The organism is Pedobacter sp. UBA5917, assembly GCF_002432345.1.
Taxonomy (GTDB): domain Bacteria; phylum Bacteroidota; class Bacteroidia; order Sphingobacteriales; family Sphingobacteriaceae; genus Pedobacter.
In genome coordinates this window covers 1-8,404 of the sequence record NZ_DJDT01000128.1, presented here as the reverse complement: position 1 = coordinate 8,404, position 8,404 = coordinate 1, and the positions used below count along the sequence as shown (strand labels likewise).

The following is an 8,404-nucleotide window of genomic DNA, read 5'->3' as shown; positions in this document are numbered from 1 at the left end:
CCAAAATGCGTAGCATTCTTGAACACAATTAAAAACAACATTAACAGTGAAAAACTACCATGCCTCCGCGGCATAGGAGCGGATAAAAGGTTCTTTGGATTTGTGTCCACACGATAGAAGAAATCAGGACAAGTAGTCGAAGGATCTATGTTATATTATAAAAGGCGTTTCGACAGGCTCAACGTGACAGGATATAAAGAAAGAGGCTCATTAAACAATTATCCTTTAAAAGGAACAATTGCAAATTTTTACGGATTAATATCTAAGTTAAACCTTCTGCGTAATTCGTCAAGCTTGGGATTCTTATTTACCAGGTAATCGTATTTTTCGCGGTTGCCATACAACCTGTTTTCTATTTTACGCTCTACCAGTTTATAGGTAACTTCTACACCGAAATTACGGAGTTCGTTCCGTAAAAAGTTTAAAAGTTCAACAGATTCCTGTTGGATAAGGTGCTCCTGTGTTTTACTTTCTACCGAAATCTCGATCAACTGTGGATTAAGAAGGGTAGGCGCAAAATTATTTAAAATGGTGAACAGATTGATTTTATCGGCAGCTTTGAGTTTTTGTGTATAAATACTCCAGATTTCCAATAAGCGGTCGTAACTAAATACTTCACGTGCATCTCCGGTTGCTTTTTTCGGGCCTTTTTCTTCCTCTTCCTGCGCAATACGGTCGAAATCGTTCAACGAAGGAATAAGCATGCTGGTAGCACTCGCCTTTGGTATATTGATGCTGATGGAAGTTGTAGATGGTGGCGGACTACTCACCCTTGGGCTTTCTTTCGCTTTTTCTTCTACAGCAGTAAGGGGCTGTGCTGGGATATTAACAACAGGAGCAGGAGTTTGAACCGTATTTTCAGCTTCAACTTTAGGCTTTGGGCTTTCGGTTGGAGCGGCTACGACATTAGTTTTTTTTTTATCCTGATCTCCGTCAGTTGCTGTGTTATTAGTGTTTAAAGGTTGTTGTGCCAAATTGACGACCGACCGGATATGACACATTTTAATCAATGCCAACTCCACCTGTAAACGCTGGTTTTTAGAGTTTTTGTAATTTAAATCGCAGGTATTGGCCAGGTTTAAAGCCGTTAACAGGAACGAAAGTTCTGTTTGGCGACATTGATCGAGGTATTTCTGCTTGATATTTTCGCTAACCTCCAGCAATTTAATGGTAGCCGTATCTTTACCAACCAACAGGTTACGGAAGTGACTGGCCAAACCATTGATAAAGTTATTGCCATCGAAACCATTGTTCAGAATTTCGTCGAACAAAAGCAAAGTCTGGCTAACTTCTGCTGCGGTTAAGTAAGAAGTAAGTTTAAAAAAGTAATCGTAATCTAAAATATTCAGGTTATCGATTACCGCTTTATAGGTAATGTTCTTGTTGGCATAACTGGCAATCTGATCGAACATCGAAAGCGCATCGCGCAAACCACCATCTGCTTTTTGGGCAATAATATGTAAACCATCACTCTCGAAAGCAATATTTTCGCGTTGGGCAATGGTTGACAGGTGATTGGCAATATCTTCTACCTGGATACGGTTGAAATCGAAAATCTGACAGCGTGATAAAATAGTTGGCAGGATTTTATGTTTCTCGGTTGTAGCCAGGATAAAAATGGCATATGAAGGAGGTTCTTCCAAAGTTTTCAGAAAGGCATTAAATGCACTTTGCGATAACATATGGACCTCATCGATAATATAAATCTTGTACTTTCCGGCCTGTGGTGGTATGCGCACCTGCTCAATTAAACTACGGATATCATCAACAGAGTTGTTTGATGCCGCATCTAATTCGTGCACATTAAAAGAATGCCCGTTCTGGAAGGAAAGACAGTTGTCGCAGGTTCCGCAGGCTTCCATTTCGGCTGTAGGATTGGTACAGTTAATGGTTTTGGCAAGGATACGTGCACAGGTTGTTTTACCCACCCCACGCGGCCCGCAGAATAAAAATGCCTGGGCAAGCTGATTGTTTTTGATGGCGTTTTTTAACGTACCGGTAATATGCTGCTGGCCAACTACGGTTTCGAAGGTGGCTGGGCGGTATTTACGGGCAGAAACGATAAAATTTTCCATCGGCACGAAAATAGGAAAAATTTAGGTGTTGTAAGGGCGAAAAATTGGAATGTTGAAAAGTTGGGTTTCGGAGGTTGAAACTTTAGAATGTTTTAAAGTTGGAAGGTTGATGGAGGCAATTGTTAAATGGTTTTATTGTTGAATGTTCTAATGTTGGAAGATTGAAAGGTTAAGCTTAATGTAATCATTCATTCATTCAAAACTCAATCATTCAAAATTCAATCAGTGGTTTATTATATCGTTGGAAGTTTAGACTTAATGCACTCATTCAAAACTCAATCATTCAAAATTCAATCAGTGGTTTATTATATCGTTGGAAGTTTAGACTTTATGCACTCATTCAAAATCCATTCATTCAAAATTCAATCATTCAAAACTCACTCATTCATTAATGATTTACGGGTGTATCTTATAAAACTGTTTATAGCCTGTTTCAAATGCGCTAAAGCTGCCAAAGGTAAGTTCGATGGCTTTTTCGGTATCGTAGCCCTGTGCGGTGAGTTTGATGATATTTTTTAATGCCCTGGTGTTTTTGTTTTTGATAAAATAATATATCATGCTGTAGGCCGTGTTATAATTATCGTCAACACCATGTCCGTAAAACGCACCATCATATATTTTGAAGAATTTTTTTAACCTGTCGGTATCTTTAAAATCCAAACCTGCTTTTATAATTTTGATGCGGTTGTTTTGCGGGTAAGAATATAAGTTTCCTTCGCTGTCAAAATCCAGTGTTTCGAAAAATTCGGCCAAACCTTCGTTTAGCCATTTAGGCGCTTTCTGGTAATTGAACTGGAAAATACTATGACTGGCTTCGTGCAATGCCACCGGAATAAAATCGCTTCCCTTCATGATAAAGGCTTCATTTATGGTTGCGATATAAAAACCTGTTGATGACGGCGCATTGTATTTAACTTTTTCTGCCCGGTAATCTTTATACTTCCCGTAAAGATTGATTTTGACTGGAACAGTGATATTACTACTGGTTTCGAAAATTTCGTTGCAGAACATACGTTCGTAAGCAATCAGTTTTTCTATTTTCTTTTGTTCGTTATCGTTTATTTTACAGTTTACCAGGTTGATCTCAACATATTGTGCATAAAGCGATAAGCCGATAAGATTTAAGCATGCAAATAATATAAATTTAATCATGGCCTATAAGCTTTAAAGCTGTTTCTCCAATAGTTTTTTAAGCTGTCCGTTATCCATAAAGCCCAAATCCGGGTTTAACACTTTCCCTTCTTTACTGATTAATAACTGGCGCGGTATACTCGTTATTTTAAACCGTTCTGTTAAATATCTCCATTCCTTATCGTTTAGCCGATAATGCTGCCCTTTTATGGTAGGTGCCAAATTCTCATACATTTTTTGCGGCGAGCTTTCATCTGTAATGTAAACAAATACCACATTGCTATCTTTCATTTCCTCTTTTAAAGGTTTTATTTCCTCGATTCCGTTAAGGCAGGGACCGCACCACGTAGCCCAAAAATCGAGCAGGATAACCTTGCCATTATATTTGCTGATGATATTTTCCAATACTTTATCTGCTTCTACCTGTGGCGTTTGATTTATAAAATAACCGCTGTTCTTTTTATTGGCAATCAACTGTTTTTTAGTTTCGTTATTTCTGTTTTTGATATAGTTCTTAATAAAAGGATTGCCGATATCAGATAGGGCATAAGGTATATAGGTGTCATTAATAGGTGTAGATTGGAAAACAATAGGCGTTAGAATTTCCTGAGCTCTCATCAGGTCCAATAAAATCCCCTGTTTTAGGTTAAGAGCCGAATCAATACGTTTAAGATTGGAATTCGAAGCATTTTTAATACCGTAAACATCTAAATAATCACTACGCTCTTTAAACCATAAATCCTGTATGTGCTGCGTAGTGCTGTCTGTTTTGAGTGAATCGCCATTTGCGGAAATTAATTTACTGAAAGCAATATCATTAGCTGTAAGTGTAACCTTTCCCTTTTTAAGACCATTAAACATTTCTAAATAATTGTACAGGTAAACGCCTTTGTCAGGTCTAAGTCCAGGTAAAAACTTAACTCTGTTTACGAAAATGCCGTAATTGCCGGAGATTAAAGAAAGTTCGTTGTTAATAATTGTTCTGTCGAAAAAATCATAATAATCGCTCGGGTAACGTCTCGACTTTTTTTTCAGCTCTTCATTCTGATCACCAATTGCCGACTCATAAATCCAATTGTATTCCATAATGTTTTTGGCATAATCGAATACTATATCCAGTTTTTTAACCTGGTAGGCTTTTTCAGAAAGATTTCCAAGCTGATGTATCGAGTCTAGTTGGCTAATTTCTTTTTTCTGAAGGTTTAAACAGTAAGCTTTATAATCGTTAGCAGTCATGTTAACGATTTTTCGCTTCACTTCGAAGTCGTTAAATAAATTAAGCGTGGATAATTTATCAAGATCTTCGTTCAACTGCGCCAGTGCACCTGCGTATTTTATTTTTTCTTCATCAATGATTATAAACAGTTCTTTGCCAGGCTCCAGATAAATGTTGTAACCAGTGTTGATTTTCGGACTTAAAAAAAGTCTTCCGGGGTGAAGGATGTCAATTTTTGTAGTAAAGTATCCATTCTTCTGAATATTTATCATCTTCTTGTCCTGCATGCCCGATACAATATTTGATGAATAAAGCATCATTGTTTTTGGGCCTGTTTCAGGATTGTAATTTTTGATATAACCGCTAAAAATAGCACTATCGTTTTTAAGGATAGGAAGCTGGTAACGTTCTTTACCGGCGATTCTTTTGCAGTTATCCTGGTTTCGGCTTAACCAGATGGTTTTATTACTAACGGTAAGGCTGATATCGCTGTTATTTAATCCACTAAGCGATAGCTGCCTGGTTTCTTTCCCATTGGTAATAGTTATTAATGTATGGGTGCTGTTCGGTTTTTTAACTGCGTTTTTATATGCCCAAACTTTATTATCATATACTACCGATTCATTATAAAAGGCAATTTCAAGCCTGCTATTGTTTTTATTGTACCAGCTTGTGTAAAGTACATCAGGAAGTAGGTTTTGATTTGCTTCCGTTAAAATGTTGTTGGTTTTCCCAGCATGATTACCTTCTTTTTGGGCATGAAGGTTAACTGTAACTGTCGACAGAAAGAAAGCAAGGATAATTTTTTGATAGAGAGAACTGCTTTTCATTATTTTAGATTGAAAAACAAGTATAACTAAAAAACTGGTTATTACCAGTTGATTGAGGCATAAATTACTTAATCACCGACTTCAGTTCATTTCTATACTCCGAAGCACTTTTGCCGGTAAACTCCTTAAATAATTTATTAAAGTGACTAAAATTATTAAAACCGCTTTCGTAGGAAATATTGGCAATACTGATGGGTTTTTCGGCCAATAGCTTTGAGGCGTGTACCACACGGTACTCATTTACGAAATGGGTAAAGGTTTTCTTGGTAATTTTTTTAAAGTAACGGCAAAAGGAAGGAACGGTCATGCTCGACATTTCGGCTACATGCTGTAAACTGATCTGATCCTGGAAATGATCTTTCACATAGTTGAATATCATGTTGATACGGTCGTTATCCTGTACCTGCATTTCCATCGAAAAACCATCCGCATTTAAAATTTTATAGTCATTTGCCAGCTCCAGTTTCTTTAAAACACCTAATAATGTTAACAGTCTTTCGAAAGGGGACTGATCATCCATCATTTCGATTTTGTCGCCAACGGCAAGCATGGTTTCGGCACCAAAAGCAATGCCTGCCTTTGCTTTGTCGAACAGTTCGTGGATTCCTTTAATTTCGAGCAGACCTAAAAAAGTATCTCCAAGGAAATCCGGTTTCATCTGGATCACCGTTTCATTTTTATTTCCGGTATTGGTATCGGTAAAGCCGCAATGGGGGAGGTTGCTGCCGATCAGGATCAGATCGCCATCTGTATAATAAGAAACGTGGCTGCCAATCTGCCTTTTTCCGGCACCGCCGTTTACAAATACCATTTCAATCTCCGGATGGTAATGCCAGAGGTGTGCCATGTTATTGGCATTTTCTACATACTTCGAATAATAGAACGAGCTACCAAAAGAGGGTTCAACGACTTCGAAACTTGGTTTCATATTTTCTAAATTACTTCTCCAAAATACATAAAAAATATGCTTTATTATAGCATTTTGTCAAATAAGCGTATTGTAGGGGTAATATAGCATAGAAAGTGGAAAATATGTAACTAACTATATCTGTGTTAGCTCCCTACCTTAGTACCATCATATAATTATTAACTCTTTAAAAATATTTGGTTATGAAAAAGTTCTTAAAAATCGGTTTAATAGCAGCCTTATTTTTTACTGCTACGGGTGTTCACGCTAACGATGATGATTTTACATTAAAGGTAAAAGGCGAGAAAGAAAAATATATCCGTTTTACTGCTGATAAAGCAGAAAATGTGAATTTATCACTTTTAGGCTCGGATGATGAGGTTTTATTTGAAGAAAGCATCCATGCAGCTGCATTCTCAAGCAAAATCTACGATTTAAATGCACTTCCTGATGGAAACTATGTGCTTAAAGTAGAATCTGAGGCAAAATTGGCAAAATATGCAGTTACCATTAAAGATGGCGAGGCTGTTGTTTCAGAGCCAACAATTTCTAACATATTCAAACCTGTTTATACACAAAAAGATAAAGTAGTAACACTTAGCTTGGATAATCTGGATAAAAACCCGATCGAAGTTAAAGTATACAACGAATACAATGATGAGGTTTACAACGAAGTGTTTACAAATAAAGCACAGTTGATCAAAAAATTCAACATCAGCAAAACAGATTCTAGAGAATTAACCTTTGTGGTTAAATTTAAAGATGAGTGCTTTGTAAAAACAGTACAAACTTACTAACAACAACAGCTAATTGATGTAGAGGGATTGTCTTAATTGATGATCCCTTTTTTTTTGATGGATGATGTAATTATGTAAAATGGATGATGTAGGGCGGATGAGGGCATAGCTTGATTTCCCATTATCCATCACACATCTTACATTTTCCATAATGTTTTTCCATCTTCGGTTATACATTTTTCATCTTACATAATTTTCATATAATCATTTGATTTTAAGAAAAATATTGTTACTTTTGCATCCCCGTAATATAGCTCGGGATTAAAAAATTAAAAACTTAATTAATAACAATGAATCAGTACGAAACTGTTATCGTTCTAACCCCGTTGTTATCAGAGGAGGCTGCTAAAGAAGCATTAGCTAAATTTAAAGCAGTTCTTACTGACAACAATGCCGAAATTATCCAAGAAGATAATTGGGGTTTGAGAAAATTAGCGTATCCAATTGACAAAAAATCAAACGGATTCTTCAACTTAACTGAATACAAAGCTTCAGGAGATTTGATCGCAAAATTAGAGCTTGAATTAAAACGCGATGAGCGTGTGTTACGTTTCTTAACTATCCGTTTAGACAAACACGCAATTGCTTACAATGAGAAAAAGCGTAGTGGTGCTTTTAACAAAAAAACTAAGGAGGTTGCAGCGTAATGGCAAGAGAACAAATTCAATACGTAACTGCCCCTAAAGTAGAGGATAACCGTAAAAAATATTGCCGTTTCAAGAAAAACGGAATTAAATACATCGATTACAAGGATGCAAACTTCTTGTTGAAATTTATTAACGATCAGGGTAAATTGTTACCACGCCGTTTAACTGGTACTTCGTTAAAATTCCAACGTAAAGTGGCTCAGGCCGTTAAACGTGCCCGTCATATCGGTTTGTTACCTTTCGTTGCTGATCAATTAAAATAGGAGGCTAGAGATATGGAAATTATTTTAAAACAAGATATTAAAGGCCTTGGTGAGAAAGATGATGTAGTTACAGTAAAGCCAGGTTATGGCCGTAACTATTTAATCCCTCAAGGATTTGCAGCATTGGCTACTTCTTCTGCTAAGAAAGTTTTAGCTGAAAACTTAAAACAAGCTGCTTTTAAACAAGATAAAATTAAGAAAGATGCTGAAGGCGTTGCTGAGCGTTTAACTGATGTTAAATTGACTATCGGTGCTAAAGCTGGCGAAAGCGGAAAAATCTTCGGAGCGGTTAATACCATCCAGGTTGCTGAAGCATTAAAAGCTCAAGGCTTTGATGTAGACCGTCGTCGTATTACTTTCGAAACTGAACCTAAATTTGTTGGCGAATATGTTGCTAACTTAAACTTACACAAAGAAGTTAAAGTTCAGGTTCCTTTCGAAGTAGTTGCTGAATAAGCATTCTTCTAAAGAATCAATAAAAAGTCCCGATGAAAATCGGGACTTTTTTTATGGGGATGACTCGTCCTAAAATAGGTTG

At 36.7% G+C, this 8,404-nt stretch carries 8 protein-coding genes; 4 read left to right on the top strand and 4 right to left on the bottom strand.

Going from position 1 to position 8,404, the window contains the following annotated elements; all coding sequences use genetic code 11:
* Positions 1–248: 248 nt before the first annotated feature.
* The 4 genes from B2V92_RS07830 to B2V92_RS07815 form a co-directional block, all read right to left on the bottom strand.
* Entirely contained in the window at positions 249–2,075 is a 1,827-nt protein-coding gene (locus B2V92_RS07830) for a DNA polymerase III subunit gamma/tau (RefSeq protein WP_293306564.1), read from the bottom strand.
* 396 nt (positions 2,076–2,471) lie between these two features.
* Positions 2,472–3,227: a DUF1570 domain-containing protein gene (locus tag B2V92_RS07825; RefSeq protein WP_293306562.1), complete on the bottom strand. Its 756-nt coding sequence runs from the start codon at positions 3,225–3,227 to the stop codon at positions 2,472–2,474.
* Positions 3,228–3,239: 12 nt separating this feature from the next.
* Positions 3,240–5,252, bottom strand: coding sequence for a TlpA family protein disulfide reductase (locus B2V92_RS07820; RefSeq protein WP_293306560.1), 2,013 nt, complete (start codon positions 5,250–5,252; stop codon positions 3,240–3,242).
* Positions 5,253–5,316: 64 nt separating this feature from the next.
* Positions 5,317–6,180 carry an AraC family transcriptional regulator gene (locus B2V92_RS07815; RefSeq protein ID WP_293306558.1) on the bottom strand — a complete coding sequence of 288 codons (864 nt, stop codon included), beginning with the start codon at positions 6,178–6,180 and terminating at the stop codon, positions 5,317–5,319.
* A 182-nt stretch (positions 6,181–6,362) separates the two neighbouring features.
* On the opposite strand from B2V92_RS07815, the gene B2V92_RS07810 reads away from it, so the two are divergent.
* The 4 genes from B2V92_RS07810 (at position 6,363) to rplI (ending at position 8,322) form a co-directional block, all read left to right on the top strand.
* Positions 6,363–6,956 carry a hypothetical protein gene (locus B2V92_RS07810; protein WP_293306556.1) on the top strand — a complete coding sequence of 198 codons (594 nt, stop codon included), beginning with the start codon at positions 6,363–6,365 and terminating at the stop codon, positions 6,954–6,956.
* A gap of 290 nt (positions 6,957–7,246) precedes the next feature.
* On the top strand, positions 7,247–7,603 hold the full coding sequence (rpsF, locus tag B2V92_RS07805; protein WP_113948051.1) for a 30S ribosomal protein S6: 357 nt from the start codon (positions 7,247–7,249) through the stop codon (positions 7,601–7,603).
* Positions 7,603–7,866, top strand: coding sequence for a 30S ribosomal protein S18 (gene rpsR, locus B2V92_RS07800; protein WP_010599582.1), 264 nt, complete (start codon positions 7,603–7,605; stop codon positions 7,864–7,866). Before rpsF ends, rpsR begins: the two co-directional genes overlap by 1 nt.
* 12 nt (positions 7,867–7,878) lie before the next feature.
* Positions 7,879–8,322 carry a 50S ribosomal protein L9 gene (gene rplI / locus B2V92_RS07795; RefSeq protein ID WP_293306546.1) on the top strand — a complete coding sequence of 148 codons (444 nt, stop codon included), beginning with the start codon at positions 7,879–7,881 and terminating at the stop codon, positions 8,320–8,322.
* Positions 8,323–8,404: the final 82 nt, after the last annotated feature.